This window comes from Lutibacter oceani, from assembly GCF_003384935.1.
Lineage (GTDB): Bacteria > Bacteroidota > Bacteroidia > Flavobacteriales > Flavobacteriaceae > Lutibacter > Lutibacter oceani.
Genome location: NZ_QTTQ01000010.1, coordinates 756,823 through 781,585, shown reverse-complemented (window position 1 = coordinate 781,585; position 24,763 = coordinate 756,823). Strand labels below are relative to the sequence as shown.

At 29.0% G+C, this 24,763-nt stretch carries 28 protein-coding genes; 13 read left to right on the top strand and 15 right to left on the bottom strand.

The features are described 5' to 3' along the window. Positions 1-6 precede the first annotated feature (6 nt). The 4 genes from BX611_RS08930 to BX611_RS08915 all read left to right on the top strand — a co-directional run bounded on the left by BX611_RS08930 (position 7) and on the right by BX611_RS08915 (position 4,650). On the top strand, positions 7-906 hold the full coding sequence (locus BX611_RS08930; protein ID WP_181897241.1) for a 1,4-dihydroxy-2-naphthoate polyprenyltransferase: 900 nt from the start codon (positions 7-9) through the stop codon (positions 904-906). Between the two features lie 77 nt (positions 907-983). Next, positions 984-1,370, top strand: coding sequence for a hypothetical protein (locus tag BX611_RS08925; protein WP_115880292.1), 387 nt, complete (start codon positions 984-986; stop codon positions 1,368-1,370). Between the two features lie 200 nt (positions 1,371-1,570). Beyond that, a complete protein-coding gene (locus tag BX611_RS08920; protein WP_115880290.1) occupies positions 1,571-3,841 on the top strand; it encodes a TonB-dependent receptor domain-containing protein in 2,271 nt (756 codons plus the stop codon). A 128-nt stretch (positions 3,842-3,969) separates the two neighbouring features. Continuing rightward, positions 3,970-4,650: a metal-dependent hydrolase gene (locus BX611_RS08915; protein ID WP_115880288.1), complete on the top strand. Its 681-nt coding sequence runs from the start codon at positions 3,970-3,972 to the stop codon at positions 4,648-4,650. 3 nt (positions 4,651-4,653) lie between these two features. Here BX611_RS08915 and BX611_RS08910 read toward each other — a convergent pair whose 3' ends face one another. Continuing rightward, positions 4,654-5,556: a sterol desaturase family protein gene (locus tag BX611_RS08910; RefSeq protein WP_115880286.1), complete on the bottom strand. Its 903-nt coding sequence runs from the start codon at positions 5,554-5,556 to the stop codon at positions 4,654-4,656. A gap of 68 nt (positions 5,557-5,624) precedes the next feature. Here BX611_RS08910 and BX611_RS08905 point away from each other — a divergent pair, with 68 nt between their 5' ends. From BX611_RS08905 to BX611_RS08895, 3 genes are read left to right on the top strand one after another with little or no spacing between them, the layout of a single operon-like run. Next, positions 5,625-6,659 carry an o-succinylbenzoate synthase gene (locus tag BX611_RS08905; RefSeq protein WP_115880284.1) on the top strand — a complete coding sequence of 345 codons (1,035 nt, stop codon included), beginning with the start codon at positions 5,625-5,627 and terminating at the stop codon, positions 6,657-6,659. Between the two features lie 42 nt (positions 6,660-6,701). Next, the gene (locus tag BX611_RS08900) at positions 6,702-7,661 is read left to right on the top strand and encodes a CPBP family intramembrane glutamic endopeptidase (protein WP_115880282.1); all 960 of its coding nucleotides are present in this window, start codon (positions 6,702-6,704) and stop codon (positions 7,659-7,661) included. A gap of 6 nt (positions 7,662-7,667) precedes the next feature. Continuing rightward, positions 7,668-8,792, top strand: coding sequence for an AMP-binding protein (locus BX611_RS08895; RefSeq protein WP_115880280.1), 1,125 nt, complete (start codon positions 7,668-7,670; stop codon positions 8,790-8,792). Here the strand turns inward: BX611_RS08895 and BX611_RS08890 are convergent. Further along, positions 8,776-9,108, bottom strand: coding sequence for a hypothetical protein (locus BX611_RS08890; RefSeq protein WP_115880278.1), 333 nt, complete (start codon positions 9,106-9,108; stop codon positions 8,776-8,778). The two genes, BX611_RS08895 and BX611_RS08890, sit on opposite strands and share 17 nt — an antisense overlap. Positions 9,109-9,114: 6 nt before the next feature. Next, positions 9,115-9,831, bottom strand: coding sequence for a YebC/PmpR family DNA-binding transcriptional regulator (locus BX611_RS08885; protein ID WP_115880276.1), 717 nt, complete (start codon positions 9,829-9,831; stop codon positions 9,115-9,117). A 129-nt stretch (positions 9,832-9,960) separates the two neighbouring features. Here BX611_RS08885 and BX611_RS08880 point away from each other — a divergent pair, with 129 nt between their 5' ends. Continuing rightward, the gene (locus BX611_RS08880; protein ID WP_115880274.1) at positions 9,961-10,689 is read left to right on the top strand and encodes a ThuA domain-containing protein; all 729 of its coding nucleotides are present in this window, start codon (positions 9,961-9,963) and stop codon (positions 10,687-10,689) included. 38 nt (positions 10,690-10,727) lie between these two features. Here the strand turns inward: BX611_RS08880 and BX611_RS08875 are convergent, their stop codons facing one another. Beyond that, on the bottom strand, positions 10,728-12,356 hold the full coding sequence (locus BX611_RS08875; protein ID WP_115880272.1) for an acyl-CoA carboxylase subunit beta: 1,629 nt from the start codon (positions 12,354-12,356) through the stop codon (positions 10,728-10,730). Between the two features lie 140 nt (positions 12,357-12,496). Between BX611_RS08875 and BX611_RS08870 the strand changes: the two genes are divergently transcribed. The 5 genes from BX611_RS08870 (at position 12,497) to ettA (ending at position 16,377) form a co-directional block, all read left to right on the top strand. Then, the gene (locus tag BX611_RS08870) at positions 12,497-13,027 is read left to right on the top strand and encodes an NADPH-dependent FMN reductase (protein WP_115880270.1); all 531 of its coding nucleotides are present in this window, start codon (positions 12,497-12,499) and stop codon (positions 13,025-13,027) included. A gap of 2 nt (positions 13,028-13,029) precedes the next feature. After that, positions 13,030-13,467 (top strand): MarR family winged helix-turn-helix transcriptional regulator, encoded by a 438-nt coding sequence (locus BX611_RS08865; protein ID WP_115880268.1) that lies wholly within the window; start codon positions 13,030-13,032, stop codon positions 13,465-13,467. A 1-nt stretch (position 13,468) separates the two neighbouring features. After that, the gene (locus tag BX611_RS08860; protein WP_115880267.1) at positions 13,469-14,191 is read left to right on the top strand and encodes a pirin family protein; all 723 of its coding nucleotides are present in this window, start codon (positions 13,469-13,471) and stop codon (positions 14,189-14,191) included. Positions 14,192-14,325: 134 nt separating this feature from the next. Beyond that, positions 14,326-14,502, top strand: coding sequence for a CAL67264 family membrane protein (locus BX611_RS15040; protein ID WP_090123957.1), 177 nt, complete (start codon positions 14,326-14,328; stop codon positions 14,500-14,502). 183 nt (positions 14,503-14,685) lie between these two features. Then, positions 14,686-16,377, top strand: a complete 1,692-nt coding sequence (ettA, locus tag BX611_RS08855) for an energy-dependent translational throttle protein EttA (RefSeq protein WP_115880265.1) — start codon at positions 14,686-14,688, stop codon at positions 16,375-16,377. 47 nt (positions 16,378-16,424) lie between these two features. Here ettA and BX611_RS08850 read toward each other — a convergent pair whose 3' ends face one another. From BX611_RS08850 to BX611_RS08800, 11 genes are all read right to left on the bottom strand, one after another. After that, positions 16,425-17,669, bottom strand: a complete 1,245-nt coding sequence (locus BX611_RS08850; RefSeq protein ID WP_115880263.1) for a CsgG/HfaB family protein — start codon at positions 17,667-17,669, stop codon at positions 16,425-16,427. Positions 17,670-17,714: 45 nt separating this feature from the next. Then, a complete protein-coding gene (locus BX611_RS08845) occupies positions 17,715-18,119 on the bottom strand; it encodes a hypothetical protein (protein WP_115880261.1) in 405 nt (134 codons plus the stop codon). Between the two features lie 4 nt (positions 18,120-18,123). Further along, a complete protein-coding gene (locus BX611_RS08840; protein WP_115880259.1) occupies positions 18,124-18,537 on the bottom strand; it encodes a DUF4878 domain-containing protein in 414 nt (137 codons plus the stop codon). Between the two features lie 20 nt (positions 18,538-18,557). Then, complete coding sequence (locus BX611_RS08835; protein WP_115880257.1) at positions 18,558-19,157, bottom strand: YiiX/YebB-like N1pC/P60 family cysteine hydrolase; 600 nt, start codon at positions 19,155-19,157, stop codon at positions 18,558-18,560. Between the two features lie 118 nt (positions 19,158-19,275). Further along, on the bottom strand, positions 19,276-19,590 hold the full coding sequence (locus tag BX611_RS15110; protein ID WP_317047888.1) for a DUF6122 family protein: 315 nt from the start codon (positions 19,588-19,590) through the stop codon (positions 19,276-19,278). A 2-nt stretch (positions 19,591-19,592) separates the two neighbouring features. Next, positions 19,593-20,207, bottom strand: coding sequence for a WbqC family protein (locus tag BX611_RS08825; protein ID WP_115880255.1), 615 nt, complete (start codon positions 20,205-20,207; stop codon positions 19,593-19,595). Between the two features lie 42 nt (positions 20,208-20,249). Beyond that, positions 20,250-21,791 (bottom strand): signal peptidase I, encoded by a 1,542-nt coding sequence (gene lepB, locus BX611_RS08820; RefSeq protein WP_115880253.1) that lies wholly within the window; start codon positions 21,789-21,791, stop codon positions 20,250-20,252. Between the two features lie 16 nt (positions 21,792-21,807). Then, the gene (gene dapB / locus BX611_RS08815) at positions 21,808-22,509 is read right to left on the bottom strand and encodes a 4-hydroxy-tetrahydrodipicolinate reductase (protein ID WP_115880251.1); all 702 of its coding nucleotides are present in this window, start codon (positions 22,507-22,509) and stop codon (positions 21,808-21,810) included. Positions 22,510-22,511: 2 nt separating this feature from the next. Next, the gene (locus BX611_RS08810) at positions 22,512-23,090 is read right to left on the bottom strand and encodes a DUF5683 domain-containing protein (RefSeq protein ID WP_115880249.1); all 579 of its coding nucleotides are present in this window, start codon (positions 23,088-23,090) and stop codon (positions 22,512-22,514) included. Continuing rightward, on the bottom strand, positions 23,090-23,989 hold the full coding sequence (locus BX611_RS08805) for a ParB/RepB/Spo0J family partition protein (RefSeq protein WP_115880247.1): 900 nt from the start codon (positions 23,987-23,989) through the stop codon (positions 23,090-23,092). The genes BX611_RS08810 and BX611_RS08805 overlap by 1 nt, the downstream gene beginning before the upstream one ends. A gap of 2 nt (positions 23,990-23,991) precedes the next feature. After that, a complete protein-coding gene (locus BX611_RS08800; protein WP_115880245.1) occupies positions 23,992-24,759 on the bottom strand; it encodes a ParA family protein in 768 nt (255 codons plus the stop codon). Between the last annotated feature and the right edge of the window lie 4 nt (positions 24,760-24,763).

Genomic DNA, 24,763 nt, shown 5'->3' with positions numbered 1-24,763 from the left:
TATTATATGATTAAACACTACATAAAAGCAGCACGTTTAAGAACATTACCACTTTCTGTTTCAGGAATTATTGTAGGTAGTTTTATTGCGGCTTCTCAGGGAAATTTCAATTTATTAATATGCGTTTTAGCACTTTTAACTACAATTGGTTTTCAAATTATTTCCAATTTTGCGAATGATTATGGTGATGGTGTAAAAGGAACCGATAATTTAGATAGAGTTGGACCTGAAAGAGCTTTACAAAGCGGTGCTATATCTCCCAATCAAATGTTAAGTGCAATTAAAATTTCCGTTGGAGTAACTTTTGTACTTGCAGTTTTATTAATATATACCGCATTTGGAAAAGAGGATTTTCTAAATCTATTCATATTTTTTATTCTTGGTTTAATGAGTATTGTTGCTGCCATTAAATATACAATGGGTAAAAAAGCCTATGGCTATAGTGGTTTTGGAGATTTTTTTGTCTTTATTTTTTTTGGATTAGTAAGTGTATGTGGAAGTTATTATTTATTTACAAAGCAATTAGACTTCACTATTTTTCTTCCTGCATTTTCCGTAGGGTTTTTAAGTATTGGGGTTTTGAATTTAAATAATATGCGTGATAGAGCATCAGACGTAAAAGCAGGTAAAAAAACATTAGTTGTTAAAATTGGAAGTGAATTTGCAAAATATTACCACTACTATTTGCTAATTGCTGCATTTTTATTTGCTTTTTTATATGTAATGATATATTACAAATCACCCTATCAATTTTTATTTGTTTTAGCATATATTCCTATTGCAAAGCACTTTATGGTAGTTTATAAAAATGAAGTTCCAAAATTGCTAGATCCAGAATTAAAAAAGTTAGCAATTAGTACGTTTTTATTTTCTATTTTGTTTGGCTTAGGCTTAATTTTGAGTTAAACAAATGTTAAGTGATAAATATAACATTAAATTATATTTGAGATTATATATTTGCCTTCTTATATGTTAGCTAAGCAATGAAAAATCAGTTTTTAGGCATCTTTTTTTACCTTCTTTATTTGTTGGCAATGGTTCGTCCTGTTCTTCCAATAATAGAGTACTATGCCAATTACGATTATATTGCAACAGTACTTTGTGAGAATAGAGATAAACCTTATTTAGAATGTAACGGAAAGTGTTATTTAGAAAAACAACTAAAAGAGGTAAACCATGATAATCATGAGCACAAATCAACAATTCCACAAATTAATTTAGAAGATTATCCAGTTTCACCTATAGACCAATACGGATATAAAATTAGTAATATTAATACTGAATATTTAAACCAGGTTTTTGGTATTAATCAAATTTCATCAGATTATTACACTTCAATATTAAAACCACCACCAAAGCTGGTTTTATAACTTTATAATTACGCTTACCTATAAATTATATTTTACAACTAATTACTATTAATAGCAATTAGGGTGTGTTACATGCGTAATAAACTAACTTAAAAAAGATGATATTTTTCTAATTAAATAAACCATTCAATTTTATCTATTGAATTTGTTTACAGTATTGGCTTAAATATTAAAAGAAAACATAAATTAATTATAGTATAATGATAAATAAAATACTAAAGTACTTTTTAGTAATGCTTATTAGTGTGAGCTCTTACGCTCAAACTGCAATTATAAATGGAAAAATAATAGCTAAAGGTTCTAATAATCCCATTGAGTTTGCATCCATAAGAAATTTAATAAATAATGAAATTGCAACATCAAATAGCAATGGCGAATTTTCAATAAAAGGAAATATTGAAGATAAAATTGAAGTTTCACATATAAATTTTAATACTGTAATAACTACATTACAAAATAAAACTTATATACAATTAGAACCTTCTCAAATAGAGTTAAATGAAATACTTGTTACCGCAAATCCATTACTGGATATTTCCCAATCAGTTGTAATAAATGATACTGAAAAAAGAATAAGCCAACCAAGAAGTGTTGGGCATTTATTTAAAGATATTAAAGGATTTGGAATTACTAAAAAAGGAGCGTATGCTTCAGAACCTGTATTTAGAGCATTTAAATATGAACAATTAAATGTACAATATGATGGAGGAATGAAAGTGTTAAATGCGTGTCCGAATAGAATGGATCCTATTACAACCCACGTAATTCCTGAAGAAATTGAAAAAATTGAAATTATAAAAGGACCGTTTACAGTGCGATTTGGACAAAATTTTGGTGGAATTATAAATTTAGTTTCAAAAAACCCTACAAAAAACCAACAAGGATTTCATGGCAGTATTGAAGGTGGTTACGAATCTAACGGAGGAAATTTAGTTACTGGAGTTTCGGCTTTATATGTTACAGATAAGTTCGACGTTCATTTAAATGGTTCTTACCGTGATTTTGGTGAATATAAAGATGGAGATGGAACTGAAGTTCCTTCATCATTTAAAACAACAGACTATTCATTAAAAGTGGGTATTAATCCTACTGAAAAACAACGATTACAATTTTCCTGGAGACAATCTTTTGGAAGAGATATTATGCATGCTGGTTTACCAATGGATTCACCATACGATGATAGTTTTTTAGCTGGGATAGACTATAAAATGAATGCTATTTCTGAAAAAATAGCTAGTTTTTCTGTAAAAGCATTTCACTCTTATGTAGATCATTTAATGACCAATGAAGGACGACCAAGTTTTATGATGACAGATGCCAGTTCTCCTGTAGAATCTTGGGTGTATGGTGGTAAAGCAGAATTGGTTTTGGTTCCATCAGAAAATACAAGAATTTTTACTGGAATTGATGCAAATTTAATTGATAGAAAAGGTGATAGAACCAGAATTGTAAAAATAATGAATGGTAATGTTTTACCAACTCCTAAAACATTTGTTGATAAAATTTGGCAAGATGCAGTACTAAATGATTTAGGCATTTTTGCAGAAGGGAACCACAATATTTCAGAGAATGCAACTTTAACAACAGGTGTTAGAGCCGATTTCATATCAACATCTTTAAACGATCCATCTCCAGATTTTGAGACTTTTTATGGAGGAACAATTGATGATGAAACAGAAGTTAATTTAAGTGCAAATGTCTCGGTTAAATATCAAAAAAATGGTTTTCAAACGCAGCTTGCAATTGGTAGAGGTGTTAGAACAGCTTCAATGATTGAGCGTTATATAAATCATTTTAATGTAGGAGTTGACCCTTATGAATATGTTGGAAACCCAAATTTAAAACCAGAGGTTAATAATCAAATTGAATTGTCTTTTATTAAGAAATTTAAGTCAATTGAAATTGGAGCAAGCGTATTCCATTCTTTCTTAGAAAATTATATTTCCGCTGAGGTAAATACCAATATTCCTCGAAAATTTATGCCTACAACGCCACCAGTTTACGCAAAGCAGTTTATAAACTTAGATGAAGCTACACAAACAGGTTTTGAATTTAGCTTTAATGTAAAAGCGACTGATAAATTAACTTTTACATCTGATGTTTCTTATACTAAAGCTCAAAACAAAGATTTAGATGAACCGTTGGCACATATACCTCCTTTTATGGCAAACTTAGGTGCAAAATTTGAAAATGATTTATTTTGGGCTGCTCTTACTTCAAGATTAGTTGCTAGTCAAACAAGAGTTTCAACCTCATTTATGGAGGAAGAAAGTCCAGGTTTTGGAACTTTAGATTTTAGAGCTGGTTTAGAACCAATAAAAGGGTTCTCAATTGGTTTTGCAATATTAAATATTTTTGATAAAACCTATTATGAACATCTTAATTTTTCCTATCAAAACTCAAACACACTTTCAGGAAAAATTTATGAACCAGGTAGAAATTTCACTACCTATCTCAAGTATAAGTTTTAGTTATTTTTATAATATTAGACTATACTTATTTGTTTGTTTGGAATCACAGAAATTAATTTTTCTGTGGTTCTTTTTTATGGAATATATTTTTTAAATTGCAGTAAACCAACCAACACAAAAACTACAAAATGAAAATAACGTATTTAGGACACGCAAGTTTAAGCATAGAAACGAAAGACAAAACTTTATTAATTGACCCATTTATTACTGGAAATGAATTAGCTAAAGATATTGATATTAATAAATTACAAGCCGATTATATTTTAGTAACCCATGCACATCAAGATCATATTTTAGATGTGGAAGCAATTGCGAAACGAACTGGTGCCAAAGTAATTTCTAATTTTGAAATTGTAACATATTTTGAAAATAAAGGAATTTCAGGTCATCCTATGAATCATGGGGGAAAATGGAATTTCGATTTTGGAACGGTTCATTATACAAATGCAATACATTCAAGTTCATTTCCTGATGGAAGTTACGGAGGCCAGCCAGGAGGATTTGTAATTGAAACAAATCATCATAGGTTATATATTGCTGGAGATACAGCATTAACATACGATATGAAATTAATTCCAGAGGTAATTGGAGAATTGGATTTAGCAGTTTTGCCTGTTGGTGATAATTTTACAATGGGTATAGATGAAGCAATTAAAGCAAGTAGATTTTTAAGTTGTAACAAGGTTTTAGGATACCATTATGATACATTTGGATATATTAAAATTGATCATAAAAGTGCTTTTGAAGCATTTGCGAAAGCTAAAAAAGAATTATTTTTATTACAAATTGGAGGGAACTTGAAAATATAATAGTTAATTACTTTTATTATTTTTTAACCATTCTTTTCTTAAATCGTTTGAGAGCAAGCCGTTTCCATCATGTTTCCAACCTGGTGGCTTTATAAAATAGTTTAATTTATTTATAAAAGTTGTTTTTGCAGTGAAAGCATCTTTAAAAACAGCAATCCATTCATGAAATGCAATTTTTACTGGATTAAATGTAGTAATGTTTGAAGTTAAACCATACACTACTTTTTCTTCTTTTAATTCTGGTTGAAATGTTCCAAAAAGTTTATCCCAAATTATAAATATACCAGCGTGGTTTCTATCTAAATATATTGGATTGCTTCCATGATGAACTCTATGATGTGATGGTGTATTAAAAATAGCTTCAAACCAACGAGGCATTTTATCAATTAATTCGGTATGAATCCAATATTGATAAATTAAACTAATACTCATTTGTGTAAATATCATAAGTGGGTGAAAACCTAAGATTGGAAGTGAAATATAAAATATAAAACTAAAAAAACCTCCAGTCCAGGTCTGTCTTAGCGCAGTGCTTAAATTGTATTTTTGTGATGAATGGTGCACAATATGAGAAGCCCAAAAGAATCTGCTTTCATGCCCAATTCTATGCGACCAGTAATAACAAAAATCATCTGCAAATAAAATTAGTAACCAAGCCCACCATATAAAAGGAATTGTTGTAATTCTATAATTTTCATATAAAAAAGCAAAAATAAAAACAACCAATAACTTGCTCAGTAAATTTACAATCACATTTCCAATTCCCATTGATAATGATGCAAAAGTATCTTTAAGATTGTATTTTTCAGGTTTCTTTTTAAAAATAACAATTCCTTCAAAAATAACAGTTACAATAAAAAATGGAATTGCATAGTAAATTAGATTTGGTATTTCAGGGATTTCCATAAATAATATTATTATAGCCTAATATAAAATAAATTTTTAAATATTTGTACCTTTCAATTTTTAAATAAATGAAAGCAGTTTACCAAAAATATATATTGAATTTCAAACAAGCTAGCGGAACATCACGTGGTGTATTGCATACAAAAGAAACCTACTTTTTAAAAATTTACAACGGTAATAAAATTGGTATTGGTGAATGCGGTTTGTTTAAAGGTTTAAGTGTTGATGACAGACCGGATTATGAAAATAAATTACAATGGGTTTGTGAACATATTAATAAAAATATTGACGAATTATTAGCCGAGTTAACTGAATTTCCTTCAATTCAATTTGGGTTAGAACAGGCTGTTTTATCTTTAAAAAGTGAAAATATATTTGAATTATTTCCTTCAAAATTCACTAAATCAAAGGATGCTATTAATATTAATGGTTTAATTTGGATGGGAAGTGAATCTTTTATGAAAAAGCAAATTGAAGATAAATTGGCTTCTGGTTTTACAACAATAAAAATGAAAATTGGAGCTATTGATTTTGAAACTGAAATTAAGTTATTAAAAAGTATTAGAACTAATTTTTCTTCAAAAGAAATTGAATTACGTGTAGATGCAAATGGAGCTTTTAAGTTTCCTGAAGCATTAGAAAAATTGAAACGCCTTTCCGATTTTGAAATTCATTCCATAGAACAGCCAATTAAGCAAGGTCAAATTAATGAAATGGCTGAATTATGCTCAAAAACTCCTTTACCAATTGCTTTGGATGAAGAATTAATTGGCGTTTTTAATGTAACAAAAAAGAAAGAATTGTTACAAATAATAAATCCGCAGTACATTATTTTAAAACCAAGTTTAATAGGTGGTTTTAGGGGCAGTGAAGCATGGATAAATATAGCTGAAACAAAACAAATTGGCTGGTGGATTACATCTGCTTTAGAAAGTAATATTGGGTTAAATGCCATTGCACAGTGGACATATATTTTAGGAAATAAAATGCCACAGGGATTGGGAACTGGTAGTTTATTTACCAATAATTTTAACAGTCCTTTAGAAGTGAAAAATGGACATTTGCATTATAATAAATTTAAAAAATGGACATTTAATTTATAACGTCATTCTGAACTTGATTCAGAATCTTATACTAAAAAGAGCATGAAATTTATACAACAAGCATATAAAGGAAATAACGAATGGTGGACTTATTTTATAACAATATTCTTATTGTTTATTGGTTGGCAATTTTTAGGGGTTTTACCTTTAATTGTTACTGCTTTTTATTATGCAGGTGATTTGGAAACTTTTACTTCTGCTGCAAATGATAATTTTACATCGTTAGGAATTGACTCAAACTTGTATTTGTTTTTAATGATTTTAACTTTTTTAGGTGGTTTAATTGCGCTGTTATTAGGTGTAAAATTTATACATAAACGCAACGTTATTTCCGTTATAACAAGTCGTAATAAAATAGATTGGAGTCGTTTTTTTTACGCTTTTTCAATTTGGGCAATTATTGGAGTTATAATAATTGCAATTGGTTATTTTACAGAGCCAGAAAATTATGTTTGGAATTTTAAACCAGTTCAATTTACAATTTTGGTATTGGTTTCTTTCTTGTTTTTACCAATTCAAACTACTATGGAAGAAGTATTATTTAGAGGATATTTAATGCAAGGTTTTGGTACATGGTTCAAAAAATCGTTTGTTGCATTAATCTTAACTTCAGTAATTTTTGGTTTGTTACATGGATTAAATCCTGAGGTTGAAAAATTAGGATGGATAAGTATGGTCTATTATATTGGAACTGGTTTAGTATTGGGAATTTTTACTTTAATGGATGAAGGAACCGAGTTAGCTTTTGGTTTTCACGCAGCAAATAATATTATTGCTGCGGTACTTGTTACTGCTAATTGGACAGTTTTTCAAACAGATGCACTGTTAATTGATACTTCTGAACCTTCTATCGGTTGGGAAATGTTTGTACCGGTTTTAGTTTTATATCCGTTGGTTTTATTTATTTTTTCAAAAAAATATGGATGGAAAGACTGGAAAGGAAAATTATTTGGTAATATTATGAAACCAGCTGAATTTAATGAAAATGAATTTATAGCTTAGTAGAAAGTGGAAAATAAAATTCATAAAACATTTAAATTACAGGGAAAATCATTTTCTAAAGTAGGGGATTTGATTGATTTTTCAGGAACAATTTCTATTGAAATGCATTCATTTCTAATGGAATGGTTTAATAATAATAACTTTATTAAAGTTAAAACTTCTGGTTCTACGGGTGTACCTAAAATAATTCAGCTTCAAAAAGAGCACATGATAAATAGTGCAAAAGCTACAGGTGATTTTTTTGAACTATATGATTGTACAAAAGCTTTGTTATGTATGTCGGTTAATTTTATTGCAGGTAAAATGATGTTAGTGAGAGCGTTAACATTGGGTTGGCATTTAGATGTTGTAGATCCAACAGCATCACCATTAAAAAATACTGAAAAAGAATATGATTTTTCAGCAATGGTTCCTTTACAGGTTAATAGTTCATTAGTAGATTTACAAAAGGTAAAAAAAATAATAATTGGAGGAGGCGTAGTTTCTAGTGAATTATGGGCTAAAATTCAAGATATAAAAACCGAAATTTTTGCAACGTATGGTATGACAGAAACAGTGACACATATTGCAATTAAAAAATTGAATAATTTTGATTTTTGTTTAGATGCAAAAATTAAGATTCCCAGCCAAGCTGAGAATGGCGTTAATTTTCGTCATGCTGAACTTGTTTCAGCATCTCATTATAAAACACTTCCAAATATTAAAATTTCAACAGATAACAGAGGTTGTTTAGTAATAAATGCGCCAAAAATAGCTAATGAAATTATCGCAACAAATGATTTGGTTGAGCTTATTTCAGAATCTGAATTTAAATGGTTGGGTAGGTTTGATAACATTATTAATTCTGGAGGAATAAAATTAATTCCTGAAAAAATAGAAGAAAAATTGTCAGAAATAATTAATAATCGGTTTTTTGTTGCAGGAATGTTTGATCCAATTTTGGGTGAACAATTAGTTTTAGTTGTTGAAGGAAATAACAATAATCTTGTTCTGAACGAAGTGAGTAATTTAAAATCACTCACAAAATTTGAAAAACCTAGAGAAATCTATTTTCTTCCTAAATTTATGGATACTCCCACTCAAAAAATTAATAGAATTGAAACATTGAAGATGATTAAAAGTATCGACTAAAAATTTTAATAAGAACTAAAGTTTTAATTCCAATTAATCCAGCATAAAACCAAATAGGTGTTTTAGTCGTCTCTTTTAATTCATAATATGCTAATTTTATAGTATTAGGCATTTTTTTTAAATTATAAGAATGGTTACAATTTTTACAAACTGATTTTCCAGATTTACCTCCAGAAATAAATGGAATTTGAAATATATGCTTGTAAGTTCCAATTATAGAAACTTTAGTTGTATTTTTTTCATTACAGTTTGGGCATAAAATTTCCTTTGGTGTTTCAAATTTTAATTCAGAAGTCTTTTTACCAGCTAATAACATAATTAATTACATTTCCATACTATGATATACGTTTTGCACATCATCATCTTCTTCCAAACGTTCTAATAATTTTTCAACATCAGCTTGTTGTTCTTCATTTAACTTAACTGTTGTTGTTGGTATGCGTTCAAAACCTGACGAAAGGATTTCTAAATTATTTTCTTCCAAATATTTTTGAATAGCGCCAAATTGTTCAAAAGGTGCATAAATTAAAATACCATCTTCATCTTCAAAAACTTCTTCAACTTCAAAATCAATCAATTCTAATTCAAACTCTTCCAAATCCATTTTTAAGTCTTCAGTTTTTACTCTAAAATTACAAGTATGGTCAAACATAAAAACAACAGAGCCTGAAGTTCCCATATTTCCATCACATTTGTTAAAAGCAGCTCTTACATTGGCAACAGACCTGTTATTATTGTCGGTTGCAGTTTCAACAACTACTGCTACACCGTGTGGAGCATATCCTTCAAATAACACTTCTTTATAATTAGCAGTATCTTTATCGCTCGCTTTTTTTATGGCGCGTTCAACATTGTCTTTAGGCATATTTGCAGCCTTCGCATTTTGAATTACAGCTCTTAAACGTGCATTGGTTTCAGTATTTGGACCGCCTTCTTTAACGGCCATTACAATATCTTTACCAATTCGGGTAAATGTTTTTGCCATTGCAGACCAACGCTTCATTTTTCGTGCTTTTCTAAATTCAAACGCTCTTCCCATAATTTACATATATTTTAAGTGTTGCAAATGTAAATATAACCACACTTTTTTCCAATTTTTTGAAGTTGATTTTAAACTTTGATTTCATAACAATTTATTTTGTGTATATTTCAATAATAAAAAGGTATAATGAAAAAAATAATTTTAACAATCTGTATTTTAATCGTTACTTTTTCTGAATTGTACGCTCAAAAAAATATAAACGTTGCTGTGTTTTCTAAAACAGCAGGTTTTAGACATGAATCTATAGAAACAGGTATAGCACATTTTAAAAAATGGGCCAAAACTTCAAATTGGGATATTGTATTTTCTGAAGAAACCTCTTTTTTTTCAGATGAAAATTTAGCATTTACAGATGTCTTGGTGTTTTTAAGTACAACCGGTGATATTTTAGATGAATCTTCTAAAAAGGCAATTAAAAAATATATAAATAAAGGTGGTGGTTTTGTTGGTATTCATTCGGCGAGCGATACCGAATACAATTGGCCTTGGTACTATCAAATGATAGGTGCTCAATTTAAAAGTCACCCAAAAATACAACAAGCAACTTTACACGTTAATCATACTTCAAAACATCCTTCAATAAAACATTTTAACACCACTTTTAAGGTTGTTGATGAATGGTATAATTTTAATGCTCCGGTTTTGTCACACGTCAATGTTTTAATGAGTTTAGATGAGAATTCTTATGATGGTGGTACAATGAATAATAAACATCCTATAGCTTGGTATCATTTTTATGATGGAGGTAGAGTTTTTTATACCGGTATGGGGCATACGAACGATATTTTTGACAACCCGTTATATGAAAAACATATTATTGAAGCTGTTAACTGGGCTTCAGGTACTACAAATTAGAAAATATTTAATTTATAAGTATAAAAAAGATGCTTGTATTAAACCTGAATAACACCTAAATTAAATTGCTTTTCAATAGGGGCGTGGTTAGCAGCTTCAATTCCAATACTTATCCATTTTCTTGTGTCTAAAGGGTTAATAATTGCATCTGTCCATAAATGTGCAGCTGCATAATAAGGTGAGGTTTGTGCATCGTATCTTTTTTTAATAGATTCTAATATTTCTTGCTCTTTTTCTTGTGAAATTTTTTCACCTTGTTTTTTAAATGAAGCAGTTTCAATTTGTAACAATACTTTTGCAGCTTGCTCACCACCCATTACAGCCAATCTTGCCGAAGGCCAGGCTACAATTAATCTTGGGTCATAAGCTTTTCCGCACATTGCGTAATTTCCTGCACCATAAGAATTTCCAATAATAATGGTAAATTTTGGTACTACTGAATTGCTAACAGCATTTACCATTTTAGCACCATCTTTTATAATACCCCCATGTTCACTTTTACTACCAACCATAAAACCGGTAACGTCTTGTAAAAAAACCAATGGTATTTTTTTCTGATTACAATTGGCTATAAAGCGAGTTGCTTTATCGGCAGAATCGGAGTAAATAACCCCACCAAACTGCATTTCTTTTTTTCCATTTTTAACTACTTTACGCTGATTGGCAACAATACCAACAGCCCATCCATCAATACGTGCATAGGCACAAACGATGGTTTTTCCATAGTCTTTTTTATATTCTTCAAATTCAGAATTATCAACAATACGTTCAATTATGCCACGTATTTCATATTGATCTGTTCTGTTTTTTGGTAAAATTCCTAATATTTCTTCAGGATTTTCAGTTGGTTGTTTAGGTTCAGCTCTGTTAAAACCAGCTTTATCATAATCACCAATTTTATCAATAATTTTTTTAATTTTATTTAAAGCATCAAAATCATCTTCAGCTTTATAATCGGTAACACCACTAATTTCGCAATGTGTAGTTGCTCCACCTAAGGTTTCGTTATCAATACTTTCACCTATTGCTGCTTTTACTAAATAACTACCTGCCAAAAATATACTACCAGTTTTATCTACAATCATTGCTTCGTCGCTCATAATAGGTAAATATGCTCCACCTGCAACACAACTTCCCATAATTGCAGAAATTTGAGTAATTCCCATACTACTCATTACTGCATTGTTTCTAAAAATACGACCAAAATGTTCTTTATCAGGAAAAATTTCATCTTGCATTGGTAAATACACTCCGGCACTATCAACCAAATAAATTATTGGTAATTTATTTTCTATAGCAATTTCTTGAGCTCTTAAATTCTTTTTACCAGTAATTGGAAACCATGCTCCAGCTTTTACAGTTGCGTCATTTGCAACTACAATACATTGCTTTTTTGAAATATATCCAATTTTAACAACAACTCCACCAGAAGGACAGCCATCATGTTCTTTATACATTTCATCTCCAGCCAAAGCGCCAATTTCAATCGACTTACTTTTTTTATCAAAAAGGTAATCAATACGTTCTCTGGCAGTTAGTTTCCCTTTTGCTTTATGTTTTTCAATTTTAGAATCTCCACCACCTTTATAAACTTTTAATAGTTTTTTTCTTAATGATGCTATTTGTAGCTTATTAAAATCTTCGTTTTTATTGAAGTTGATATCCATTTTACTTTTAATTTAATCTATGCTAAAGTACAAAATGAATGTTAATTAATGTTAAATATATACCTAAACAATAACTACCTAGGTAAATAAAATTATTTTATATATATTTGCCAAATATTTAGAACTAAAAAAATAAAACAATGAAGAAAATAATTACAATAGGAGGTAGTAATAGTATAAATTCAATTAATAAAATTTTCGCTGAATATACTGGTGAATTAATGAAAAATGTTGAATTGATTAAAATTGATTTAAACGATTATAATTTGCCAATGTTTTCAATTGATGTTGAAAATGAGCAAGGTTTTTCAGAAGATTTAGTTACTTTAAATAAATTATTTAACGCTGCAGATGGTTTTGTGGTTTCTTTAGCGGAACATAATGGAGCATATTCTACTGCATTTAAAAATGCTTTTGACTGGCTTTCACGAGTAAATGGTAAGGTTTGGAGAGATAAGCCAATGTTACTTTTAACAGCTGCACCAGGAGAGCGCGGAGGAATTACAATGCTTGAAATTGCTTTGGGGAGATTTCCATATATGGGTGCAAAAATTGTTGGAAGTATGTCATTTCCATTTTTTAATGATAATTTTAAAAACGGTAAAATAGTTAATGAAGATTTGCAAAAGCATCATTTTAAGCTTGTTGAAGATTTTCAAAAAGTAATATAGTTATGGCTGATTTTTCAAAAGATATAAATTCAAAATTTCCAAATGAACGAATAAAAGCATTGTTAAATATAAAGTTTACAGCTAATTATTTTGATAATATAGGAAATGCACTTTTGAAACCTTTTAATATTTCGGAACAACAATATAATATTTTAAGAATATTACGAGGAGCAAAAGATGCAATCACAGTTAAAACGGTGAAAGATAGAATGATACAAAAATCGCCAAATTCTACACGTTTAATGGATAAATTATGTGATAAAAATCTAATTGATCGGGTACGATGTGAAAATGATAGGCGTGTTGTATATGTAAAAATTACAAAAAAAGGTTTAGAACTATTAGATGAAATTAAAATTGATGAAATGCATAGTTTTATGGATAAAATTTCTGAAGATGAAGCAAAACAATTAAATAATTTATTAGATAAATTACGATAAAATGAAAACAAAAATATATAAAGCTAGCGAACGTGGAACTGCAGATTATGGATGGTTAAAAGCTAATTATTCATTTAGTTTTTCCAATTACTACAATCCTGAAAAAGTTAATTTTGGAGCGTTACGCGTTTTAAATGACGATATAATTGATGCTGGAATGGGGTTTGGAACGCATCCACATGATAATATGGAAATAATTACAATTCCATTACAAGGTTCATTAAAACATAGGGACTCTATGAGTAATAAATGTATTCCGATTCAAACCGGTGAAGTACAAATAATGTCAGCAGGTACAGGTGTGCAACATTCTGAAATGAATAATTCTCCGACTGAATTTATAAATTTATTTCAAATTTGGATTATTCCTAACAAACAGCAAGTTCAACCAAGATATGATCAAAAAAAGTTTGAAGTTTCGGCTCGTAAAAATAAACTCCAAGTGTTGGTTTCTTCAATTGATGAAGCGGATAATGGAAGTTTAAAAATTCACCAAGATGCTCAAATTTCAAGAATAGATTTAAGTGAAAACTCAAAATTTAACTATAAATTAAAGTCAGAAAATCATGGAGTATATGTTATGGTTATTGAAGGTGAGATTTTAATTCAAAATGCAATTTTAAATAAAAGAGACGCAATTGGAATTGAACAAACTAATAAATTTGAGGTATTTGCAACTAAAAATACAGAATTATTATTTATTGAAGTACCTATGAAGTTTTAATACTTTTTTTGTCTATAAAATTTTAAACACTCATATGTATATGGGTGTTTTTTTATGGTTTTCATTTTTATTTTACGATATTTGTAAGCTACAAATATCTTTTCAAGGTAATTAACAAAAACTAAATATAGAAAATGAATAAAAATACAGTATTAGCTTGGGCTACAGCAATAATGATAATAGTTGGATTAGCACTTATTGCACTTGGTGCATTTAGGTATGATGATGTTGCAGGTTGGGGATTTGCTTCAGTTGGAATTGGATTTTTTGCAATTGCTTGGGTATTTAATGCTCTAAAAGGGAGGGTTTAGGACTTCGTTATAAAGTTTGAATTACAACGTTTTTGCGAGAAAGTGTTTGAAATGAAATCGAAAATACGACTGTGTCAATCTCATTTATTTCGAGTTAGAAAGTGAAAAGTTCAATTACTTAATACAGGCTACCAAATACCAAGTATTAAAACTACTACAATAAACATTAAAAAATAATATAATATGTCAGATGATAAGAAGGTAATCTTTTCAATGTCGGGTTTAAGTAAAACCTATCAAGGAGCAAATAAACCTGTTTTAAAAGATATTTATTTAAGCTTTTTTTACGGAGCTAAAATTGGAATTTTAGGTTTAAATGGTTCTGGTAAATCTACTTTGTTGAAGATTATTGCTGGAATTGAAAAAAATTATCAAGGTGATGTTGTTTTTGCGCCAGGTTATTCAGTTGGATTTTTATCCCAGGAGCCTCAATTAGATGATTCTAAAACTGTAATAGATATTGTAAAAGAAGGTGTTGCAGAAACAGTAGCAATTTTAGATGAATACAATAAAATAAACGATATGTTCGGTTTAGAAGAAGTGTATTCTAATGCTGATAAAATGGATAAATTAATGGCTCAACAGGCTATTCTACAGGATAAAATTGATGCTGCAAATGCTTGGGAGTTAGACACAAAATTGGAAATAGCTATGGATGCCTTGCGAACTCCAGATGGCGATACTCCAATTAAACATTTATCTGGTGGTGAACGAAGAAGAGTAGCATTATGCAGATTGTTATTGCAGGAACCAGATGTTTTATTGTTAGATGAGCCAACAAACCATTTAGATGCAGAATCTGTACATTGGTTAGAACATCATTTACAACAATATAAAGGAACCGTAATTGCAGTAACTCACGATAGGTATTTCTTGGATAATGTTGCTGGTTGGATTTTAGAATTGGATCGAGGAGAAGGAATTCCTTGGAAAGGAAATTATTCTTCTTGGTTAGATCAAAAATCGAAACGTTTGGCTCAAGAATCTAAACAAGCATCTAAACGTCAAAAAACTTTAGAACGAGAGTTGGAATGGGTTCGTCAGGGAGCAAAAGGGCGCCAAACAAAACAAAAAGCGCGTTTGAAGAATTATGACAAATTAATGAGTCAGGATCAAAATCAATTAGATGAAAAATTGGAAATTTATATTCCAAACGGTCCTCGTTTAGGAACAAATGTTATTGAAGCAAAAGGAGTTTCAAAAGCATTTGGAGATAAATTATTATATGAAGATTTAAATTTTAATTTACCTCAAGCAGGAATTGTTGGAATTATTGGTCCAAATGGAGCTGGTAAAACCACTATTTTTAAAATGATTATGAATGAATTAGAGCCTGACAAGGGGGAATTTATAGTAGGTGAAACTGCAAAAATTGCATATGTAGATCAAAGCCATTCTAATATAGACCCGGAAAAAACCATTTGGCAAAACTTTTCTGACGAACAAGAACTAATTATGATGGGAGGAAAACAAGTAAATTCTCGCGCGTATTTAAGTCGTTTTAATTTTTCAGGAAGTGATCAAAATAAAAAAGTAGCAACTTTATCTGGTGGAGAACGTAACCGTTTGCATTTAGCTATGACCTTGCGTGAAGAAGGAAACGTGTTATTACTTGATGAGCCAACCAATGATTTAGATGTGAATACATTACGTGCTTTGGAAGAAGGTTTAGAAAATTTTGCTGGATGTGCTGTAGTTATTAGTCACGACCGTTGGTTTTTAGATAGAATTTGTACACATATTTTGGCTTTTGAAGGAGATTCTCAGGTATATTTCTTTGAAGGTTCATTCTCAGATTACGAAGAAAATAAGAAAAAACGTTTGGGTGGAGATTTAATGCCAAAACGAATTAAGTATAAAAAATTAGTGAGATAATAAATTTAAAAATCCCAGCAATTTTGCTGGGATTTTTAGTTGAACAATTATTTTCTAAATATTATTTCTGGATCTGTATTCATATTAAATTGATTATTAGCCTCTTCTATAATTAATTTAGTTAAAGATTTTTGTATTCCAAAAATTTCTTTAAGCGGCAAGTTAGCTGTACTTAAGGTTATTTCCTTATTTTTACTTTGAACATAAAATTTAGTATTAAATGTTAATTTTCCAGCATCTATTTCTAATTTCACTATCACAGCCATTTCTTCTTTCATTAAATTATTTTCTACTTTTGAATCTTCTTTAACTAATCCCGATTCGCTTAAATCAATTTCTTGAAGTATTTCATTTATTTTTTGACGTTCCAAAACTTTTAAATTAGGTACTTTGCTTAAATCAGCAATAAGTAAAGCAGGAAAGCCTTTCTCCAAGCCTTTAAATTTCGGATTATTTACGTTTACAATTTTGATAGATGTGGGATAAATTGCTATACTATTGGGTTCTGCTTTTATCCCTTCTCTTAAATAGGGTGTTGAAGGTGGTTCCCAATTTGGGTCTTCATCTCTTATTTTAGTTATAGAAATAGACTCTTTTATTAAATCTTTAATAGTTTTTCCATTCCAGTGTATTGTAAAAGTAAAATATGACCAATGGCTATTTAATTTTTCTTTCAAATATTCTTCTTTTATGTTTTTGAAAACAAATTCTTTAGAGTAATTTCGGTTAGAGCATTTAGTGTCTTCAATATATTTATAATTGCTTACTGTTAATTTTGTATTTTCATTCGGTTTAAATAAATAGGATACATTTTTATCTTTTTGATTGCCAAATTCAATACCTTTAATTACCTTTAAATCTATATATTCATAATTGAAACTATACTCATAATCATAATCGCATACATTCATAGGGTGGGCTTTTACATTTTTAGTTTCTTTTTGTTGAACTGTAATAGTGCCTAGATTGGTTTCAGAATTTATGGATCCAGTTACATTTATTTCCGTAATAAGATCATATACTTCTTCAATATACTTACCTCTAAAAGTTTGTTTTCCGTAAAAATAAATTGGAATATTATTTAATTGTGTATAAATGTCAAATGAAACATTTTCATTTCTTGTATTAGAATCTCTTCTGTCATCCAAAAAATGATCTTCAATAAGAATTTGATCTACAATAATTGGAACTTTAATTTCACCTGAAATATAATTCGTGTTTTTTATTTCCTGACTATTTGAAATGTTATTTAATAGAACAAGAAATATAGTTGCTATTATTTTTGTTTTCATATTTAAAAATAACAAACCCCAGCATTGCTGAGGTTTATTTTGTATTTAACTTGTTTTTGTTAGTGCTAAAACTTTTATCTTTATGGGATCTAAAATTTTAGCAGCTTGTTTTTTAGACATTGGTAATGGACTATCAGCCCAATGATTATTGGTGTAATATTGCCTATTTATAATTGAGATAGTTAATTTATTTTGTTCAACATCCACTTTAAAAACAAACCTATTTTTCACCATTAATGAGGTGTATGTATAAAAACTGCTTTCGGTAGAGGTTTCATTTTTCCAAAGATGCATAGGTGGTAATTTTAAATCTTTAAAAGTTTGATTGATAGCATTTCTAGCAATTTCGGGTTCAAGATTTAAAATTTCAATGGTCGTATATTCTTGAGCAGCTATTTTAAAATTAAACAGAAAAAATACAAATGTTGTGAATAAAAAAAACTTTTTCATCACTTTAAAAATTTGTTACTTGTATAAACCAATCGCCATTTACCTTTATTAATGACATATGTTCTTTATCAGTATCACCATTTTTATAATGAACTGTAAAGTCTACTTTGGCAGATGATCCGTCTTCATTAATTTTTTCTTCATCAATGGAAATTGTATCTAAACCACCTTTTTTTTCATATTCTTTAGATCCCATTCCAATTAATCCTTCTATTTTTTTTGCTTCATCTTCAGATAATTGTTCGCCGTCTTTTGTAACATACATTTTGGCAACTTTTTCAAAATCTTGACTTTTCATTTTTTCATAAAGTGAAATCACTGCTTTTCCAGGTGAATTTGAGCTAGTTCCACTACAAGAATAAAATCCAATAAATGAAAATACTGTTAAAATGACTAAGTAAATTGCTGATTTTTTCATAATAAATTTGTTTTAAATAGTTAAATAATTTTGTTAAAAATAGGGGCTTTTGTAAATTCGGAAGGAAGTATAATTGGTTGTTTTCCAATGATGTAATTAAATTCTTTTGGTTGTATTTTTAATGGGATTCCAGCATTTTTAAATGCTTTAAAAATTAGCTCGGTACAATACAGTTTTGTGTTTGTTGTTAAATTAAAATGAGTATCAAAAGTGCATTTTTTATCATAAAAAAGCTGTGCTTCAATTGTAACTTTTTGCATTGCTTCTTCATTAAAATTTGCTCTGTAAACAGCATATTTTGATGCATTTTTTGAACTTAAAAAAACGTTTAATTTATCTTTTTTTATAAGGTGATTCTTATGTGGTACAGCATGAATTACAAATGGAACTTGGTTTTCTATACTTATAATGCCAATGTGTGAAAATTCGGTTTTTGAATCGGCCAAAATTACAGCATAACTTTCTGTTGATTTTCCACAACGTAAAATTAAATCACCATTTTTTAGATGTAAATTTTTTGGAATTTCAATAGAATTATAATTGTTAAAAAAATACAACATAAATACTGCACCCAGTATATATATAATTCCAAAAAGTAGTAATAAACATTTCTTAATCATTGTTTAAATTTGAATTAAACTTAGATGAAATGGGGTATTAAATAGTTTATTAAAGTTATAAACTAATTATTTATTGTTAATTATCAAATCGTAAAAAAAGATTCCAAATCATAAAAAATTACAACCAAAAGCAATCAGTAAAATCAGTTAGCATATGAAAAAGTAATCCTATGCCTACGATTCTAGTTTTAGATGGAATTAATAATAAAAAATAAAGAAATATGGCATAATAGGAGTGAAGTAAATGGTAATTAATGCTACACCTATTCGAGTCGAATATTGGTGAGGCAACTAAATGATCTATATCTACAAACATTGTTAGTATAAAAGTTAGCCATACCATTTTCCAGTTATCTTTGAAAAAAAAATAAGCAATAATACCTGGAATTAAAAAATGCATTCCATAATGTGTTAAAAAACGTAAAATTTCCAAGGTTAAAATGTTACTTTTTGACTTTCCAAATAATTTAAAGCATTCGGACCTTCCATAAAAATTAAATCTAAGATGCTTAAGTTTGGAATAAAACCATGGTTTTCCTCAAAAACCTGAATATATCTTGACAAATTGTAGTTTTGTGTTCCTTTTGCAATCGCTAAATGTCGGAAGTCATTTATATTAGTATTTTTATAAAATTCCGTAGTTTTTGTAAATGGAACTTCTAACTGTAAAGCATCCATAATAATTTCATGACATGTTAGGTTTAAATCTAATAAAAACGTGTATTTTTTTTCAAAAACAGGAATTAAATCATCAATATAATATTCAAAAAAAGGTGAAGAATTATAAGCTGTTTTTAAACTTTTTAAGTGCTGCTTATTCCAATTGTCTTTATAATCAATTTTAACATCTTTTGTTTTTTGCTTAGTTCCTTTTGTGTGTTGAATTGGAACGTTTAGCAATTGTTTTCCTTCAGCAGTATAAATATAACAGCGATTTCTATAGGTTTGCTTTTGAAAATTATCTTCAACTTCAAATACAATTTCTTTTGAATTTGCAATTGCAACATATTGAATTATAGGCGAAAAATAAGTAGGTTGAATTAAAATCATAATTACGACTTTAAAGCCTTAAATAAAAAGACTTTTAATAATTTACCCTTCCTCTTTTTTGCGTTTTCGGTAGGTGCTAAAACCAAACCAAAGCACTAAAACTCCTAAAAAATAATACAAATAAGAAACAGGTTTTCCACTTCCATGCACCGTAGTAAATAAACGATCCCATCTTATTTTATCAGCCAGACCTTGTCCGTTAGTATCCCAACTGAACCAAATAAAAACAGGCTTACCAACAACATGGTTAAAAGGAACATAACCCCAGTAACGTGCATCTTCAGAATTATGGCGATTATCACCCATCATCCAATAATAATCTTGTTTAAAAGTATAACTTGTTGCTAATTCTCCATTAATATAAATTTCATCACCATTTATTGTTAAATCATTTTTTTCATAAACTTCAATAATTCTTTTATAAAAAGGTAATGATTTTGAGTTTAATTCAACAGTTTTTCCAGCTTCTGGAATGTAAATTGGACCATAGTTATCATCAGACCATGGGTATTGTTTGTTATGTGGAAATACTCTAGAGTTATAATTTCCACTTGGTGTAAGTTCTTTACTAATACTCTTAACTAGTGGATTATTTTTTAACCTTGCTGCATTTTCATCGGTTAAATTTAAAATATAATAGTCACCTTCTAATCTTCCTTCGGTGATATCATATCTTTTTAAAGCTGCTGCACTTAATTGTTGTCCATTAGTAACAACTTTGTGCATATATTGTGGTTTTGCTCGATCTGGTAAAACTGTTTGCTTACCATTTATAAAAATATAACCATCTCTAATTTCTAAGGAATCACCAGGAATACCAACACAACGTTTTACGTAGTTAGATTTTTTATCAATAGGTTTATCTATATGAATTTTTGATTTATCAAAGAAGAAACGAACTGTATCTACTGGCCAACTAAAAACAACAATTTCATTACGCTTAATTTTTTGAAAACCAGGAATTCTAAAATACGGTAATTGAGGTTTGTTTAAATAAGATTTTGCTTTAATAAAAGGTAGGGAATCGTGTACCATTGGAGCAGCAATAGTTGTCATAGGGGTTCTTGCACCATAATGAAACTTACTAACAAATAGAAAATCTCCAACCAGTAAAGATTTTTCTAATGAAGATGTTGGTATTGTATAAGGTTGCATAAAATAGGTATGCACCAAGGTAGCTGCAACAATAGCAAATACAATAGAACTTACCCATTCGCCTAATTCTGTTCTCGATTTTAAACTTCTGTCTTCAAGATAATTAACATTTTCAATATAGTTTAAGTAATAAATATAAAAACCTAAAGTTAAAACTACCAATATTGAATCTAAAGATTTATACTTTCCAAAACTTCTAATAGTTTCTACCCAAACAACTGGAAACATTAGTAAATTTATTATTGGTATAAATAATAAAACAACCCACCAAACAGGTCGGTTTATTATTTTCATTAAGATTACTGCATTGTAAATAGGAACAATTGCTTCCCAAGTTTTTCTGCCAGCTTTTTTATATAGTTTCCAAGTTCCAAGAAAGTGAATTATCTGAACAATTAAAAAAAATATAAACCATTGAATCATTGTCATAATTAGTAATTTTTTATTAAATACCTAAAACATCTTTCATTGTAAAAACTCCCGTTTTTCCAACTAACCATTCTGCAGCAACAACTGCTCCCAAAGCAAAACCATCTCTGCTATGAGCAGTATGCTTAATGTCAATTGTATCTATAGATGAATTATATGTAACGGAATGTGTTCCAGGAACATCATTTATACGTTTTGCAATTATTGGTATTTCAGTTTCTTTATTTGTTACATTTAACGCCCAACTTTTTTTGTCAGAATTTTTAATAATACCTTCTGCTAAAGTAATTGCTGTGCCACTTGGAGCATCTAATTTTTTTGTATGATGAATTTCTTCCATAGAAATTTGATACTCATTTAAGTTTCTCATCATTTTTGCTAAATATTCATTCAGTTCAAAAAAGATATTTACGCCCAAACTAAAATTTGAAGCATATATAAAAGCACCATTATTTTGTTTGCAGAGTTCAGCTGCAATATTAAATTTATCAAGCCATCCTGTAGTACCGCTTACAACCGGAACATTATTATTTAAACAATTTGAAATATTGTTAAAAGCTACCGCGGGTATACTAAAATCTATGACAATATCAGCAGTTTTTATATCATAATTTTTAGTGTGTTCATCTACTTTTAAAACAACTTCATGTCCTCTTTGTAAAGCAATTTGTTCAATTGTTTTACCCATTCTTCCATAACCTAATAGCGCTATTTTCATTGTTAAAATTTAAAATTTAGTGATGCTACCATAACAGATTTATTATTAGTAACATCTTTAATTATTTGTGGAGATAAAGTTAAATTATCATCTACGTTATGTTGTAATAAATGTGCATTAGTACTTGCTTCAAGCACTTGTAAAACATACAAGGCAACAGTTACTAAAATAGATAAATCACGATCTTTTTTGTATGTTTTTTGAGCACGGATTAATGCATCTTCAGATAAAAAAATATTTCCATTTTCCCCATCAAATTCGTGTGGTTTTCCATCAAGACTTAATTTAAAAGCTGTCCGGGCTCTATTATAGCGTGTATTATTAAAATCGTAAAAATAAATACCACCTCCAAGAGCTCCATAAATTAAAGGAATTTTCCAGTATTTTTTATTATATGCTTGTCCTAAACCTGGTAAAATTGCAGAATAAAATGCAGCCTTTGCCGGAGAAAGCATATCAAATTCAACAGGACTCATAAAGGTAGAATCTTGTGCTTTTATTATTAAATCTTCTTGTGAAAAACTTTTAAAAGTAGCAAATAAAATTACTGTTATTAAAATATAATTTTTTTTCTGAAACACTATTCAAGTAATTTTTTTATACGGTTAAAATCTTCTTCAGAATGAAAAGGGATAATGATTTTTCCTTTGTCATCTCCAGATAATTTAACGTCAATTTTATGTCCAAAGTATTCACTAAAAGTTTTTAATCCTTTGTTTACATATTTTGGCGTTGTAATTTTTTTTGCTGGTGATTTTAGTACGGGATTAGCACCACTTTTAAATTGTTTTACAAGTTGTTCAGTTTGTCTTACAGATAATTTTTGCTGAACTATTTTTTCGTAAATACTAAGTTGGTCTTCTGTATTTTCAACATTAATAAGCGCTCTACCATGTCCCATTGAAATAAAAGTGTCACGCATTCCTGTTTGAATTATTGGATCAAGTTTTAACAAACGTAAATAATTGGTAATTGTTGAACGTTTTTTGCCAACTCTTTGACTCATTTCTTCTTGAGTTAAATCAATTTCATCAATTAAACGTTGGTAAGATAATGCAACTTCAATTGGGTCTAAATCTTTACGTTGAATATTTTCAACCAAAGCCATCTCAAGCATTTCTTGATCGTTTGCCAATCTAATATATGCAGGTATTGTTTTATTACCAATTAATTTTGAAGCCCTAAATCTACGTTCACCAGATACTAATTGAAATTTATTACCGTCTAACTTTCTAACTGTTATTGGTTGAATAACTCCTAACTCTTTTATTGAACTAGCTAACTCTCTTAAAGCTTCTTCATTAAAATAACTTCTTGGTTGATAAGGATTTATATCAATTAATTCTAATTCTATTTCAATTATACTACCTACAACTTTATCTGCATTTTTGTCATTTGCAGAATTAATATCTGAACTATTATCTTTTAGTAAGGCAGATAAACCTCTTCCAAGTGCTTGTTTTTTAGTTGCTTTTGCCATACTTATTTAACTTGTAGTTTTATTATTTCGTTGGCTAAGTTAATATAATTTACAGCACCTCTACTTGTTGCATCATAAGCAATAATGCTTTCGCCATAGCTAGGGGCTTCGCTTAATCTTACATTTCTTTGAATTATAGTTTTAAAAACCATGTCTTGAAAATGTTTTTTAACTTCTTCAACTACTTGATTGGATAATCTTAAACGAGAGTCGTACATAGTTAATAATAAGCCTTCAATATCTAAATTAGGATTGTGTAATTTTTGAATACTTTTTACAGTATTTAGTAATTTTCCTAATCCTTCTAAAGCAAAATATTCACATTGAATTGGAATTATAACTGAATCAGCTGCCACTAATGCATTTAAAGTAATTAAGCCTAATGATGGTGCACAATCTATAAGAATATAATCATACTCATTTTTTATGTCATTTAAAACTTCTTTTAACATATATTCACGGTTGTCTTTATCAACCAATTCAATTTCTATTGCAACTAAATCAATATGTGCAGGAATTATATCAACATTTGGAGAATTTGTTGCAACAATAGCTTCTTTGGCTGAAGCTGCGTGTTCTAATAATTGATAAGTTCCAATTTCAACTTCTTCAACAACAATACCAAGTCCTGATGAAGCATTTGCCTGTGGGTCGGCATCTATTAGCAATACTTTTTTTTCTAATACACCCAAAGCAGCAGCTAAATTTACAGTAGTAGTAGTTTTACCAACTCCACCTTTTTGATTGGCGATTGCAATAATTTTTCCCATAAAA

Coding starts and splice junctions, on each gene's coding strand:
- BX611_RS08930 (WP_181897241.1), top strand. CDS start 7: ATGATTAAACACTACATAAAAGCAGCACGTTTAAGAACATTACCACTT.
- BX611_RS08925 (WP_115880292.1), top strand. CDS start 984: ATGAAAAATCAGTTTTTAGGCATCTTTTTTTACCTTCTTTATTTGTTG.
- BX611_RS08920 (WP_115880290.1), top strand. CDS start 1,571: ATGATAAATAAAATACTAAAGTACTTTTTAGTAATGCTTATTAGTGTG.
- BX611_RS08915 (WP_115880288.1), top strand. CDS start 3,970: ATGAAAATAACGTATTTAGGACACGCAAGTTTAAGCATAGAAACGAAA.
- BX611_RS08910 (WP_115880286.1), bottom strand. CDS start 5,556: ATGGAAATCCCTGAAATACCAAATCTAATTTACTATGCAATTCCATTT.
- BX611_RS08905 (WP_115880284.1), top strand. CDS start 5,625: ATGAAAGCAGTTTACCAAAAATATATATTGAATTTCAAACAAGCTAGC.
- BX611_RS08900 (WP_115880282.1), top strand. CDS start 6,702: ATGAAATTTATACAACAAGCATATAAAGGAAATAACGAATGGTGGACT.
- BX611_RS08890 (WP_115880278.1), bottom strand. CDS start 9,108: ATGTTATTAGCTGGTAAAAAGACTTCTGAATTAAAATTTGAAACACCA.
- BX611_RS08885 (WP_115880276.1), bottom strand. CDS start 9,831: ATGGGAAGAGCGTTTGAATTTAGAAAAGCACGAAAAATGAAGCGTTGG.
- BX611_RS08880 (WP_115880274.1), top strand. CDS start 9,961: ATGAAAAAAATAATTTTAACAATCTGTATTTTAATCGTTACTTTTTCT.
- BX611_RS08875 (WP_115880272.1), bottom strand. CDS start 12,356: ATGGATATCAACTTCAATAAAAACGAAGATTTTAATAAGCTACAAATA.
- BX611_RS08870 (WP_115880270.1), top strand. CDS start 12,497: ATGAAGAAAATAATTACAATAGGAGGTAGTAATAGTATAAATTCAATT.
- BX611_RS08865 (WP_115880268.1), top strand. CDS start 13,030: ATGGCTGATTTTTCAAAAGATATAAATTCAAAATTTCCAAATGAACGA.
- BX611_RS08860 (WP_115880267.1), top strand. CDS start 13,469: ATGAAAACAAAAATATATAAAGCTAGCGAACGTGGAACTGCAGATTAT.
- BX611_RS15040 (WP_090123957.1), top strand. CDS start 14,326: ATGAATAAAAATACAGTATTAGCTTGGGCTACAGCAATAATGATAATA.
- ettA (WP_115880265.1), top strand. CDS start 14,686: ATGTCAGATGATAAGAAGGTAATCTTTTCAATGTCGGGTTTAAGTAAA.
- BX611_RS08850 (WP_115880263.1), bottom strand. CDS start 17,669: ATGAAAACAAAAATAATAGCAACTATATTTCTTGTTCTATTAAATAAC.
- BX611_RS08845 (WP_115880261.1), bottom strand. CDS start 18,119: ATGAAAAAGTTTTTTTTATTCACAACATTTGTATTTTTTCTGTTTAAT.
- BX611_RS08840 (WP_115880259.1), bottom strand. CDS start 18,537: ATGAAAAAATCAGCAATTTACTTAGTCATTTTAACAGTATTTTCATTT.
- BX611_RS08835 (WP_115880257.1), bottom strand. CDS start 19,157: ATGATTAAGAAATGTTTATTACTACTTTTTGGAATTATATATATACTG.
- BX611_RS08825 (WP_115880255.1), bottom strand. CDS start 20,207: ATGATTTTAATTCAACCTACTTATTTTTCGCCTATAATTCAATATGTT.
- lepB (WP_115880253.1), bottom strand. CDS start 21,791: ATGACAATGATTCAATGGTTTATATTTTTTTTAATTGTTCAGATAATT.
- dapB (WP_115880251.1), bottom strand. CDS start 22,509: ATGAAAATAGCGCTATTAGGTTATGGAAGAATGGGTAAAACAATTGAA.
- BX611_RS08805 (WP_115880247.1), bottom strand. CDS start 23,989: ATGGCAAAAGCAACTAAAAAACAAGCACTTGGAAGAGGTTTATCTGCC.
- BX611_RS08800 (WP_115880245.1), bottom strand. CDS start 24,759: ATGGGAAAAATTATTGCAATCGCCAATCAAAAAGGTGGAGTTGGTAAA.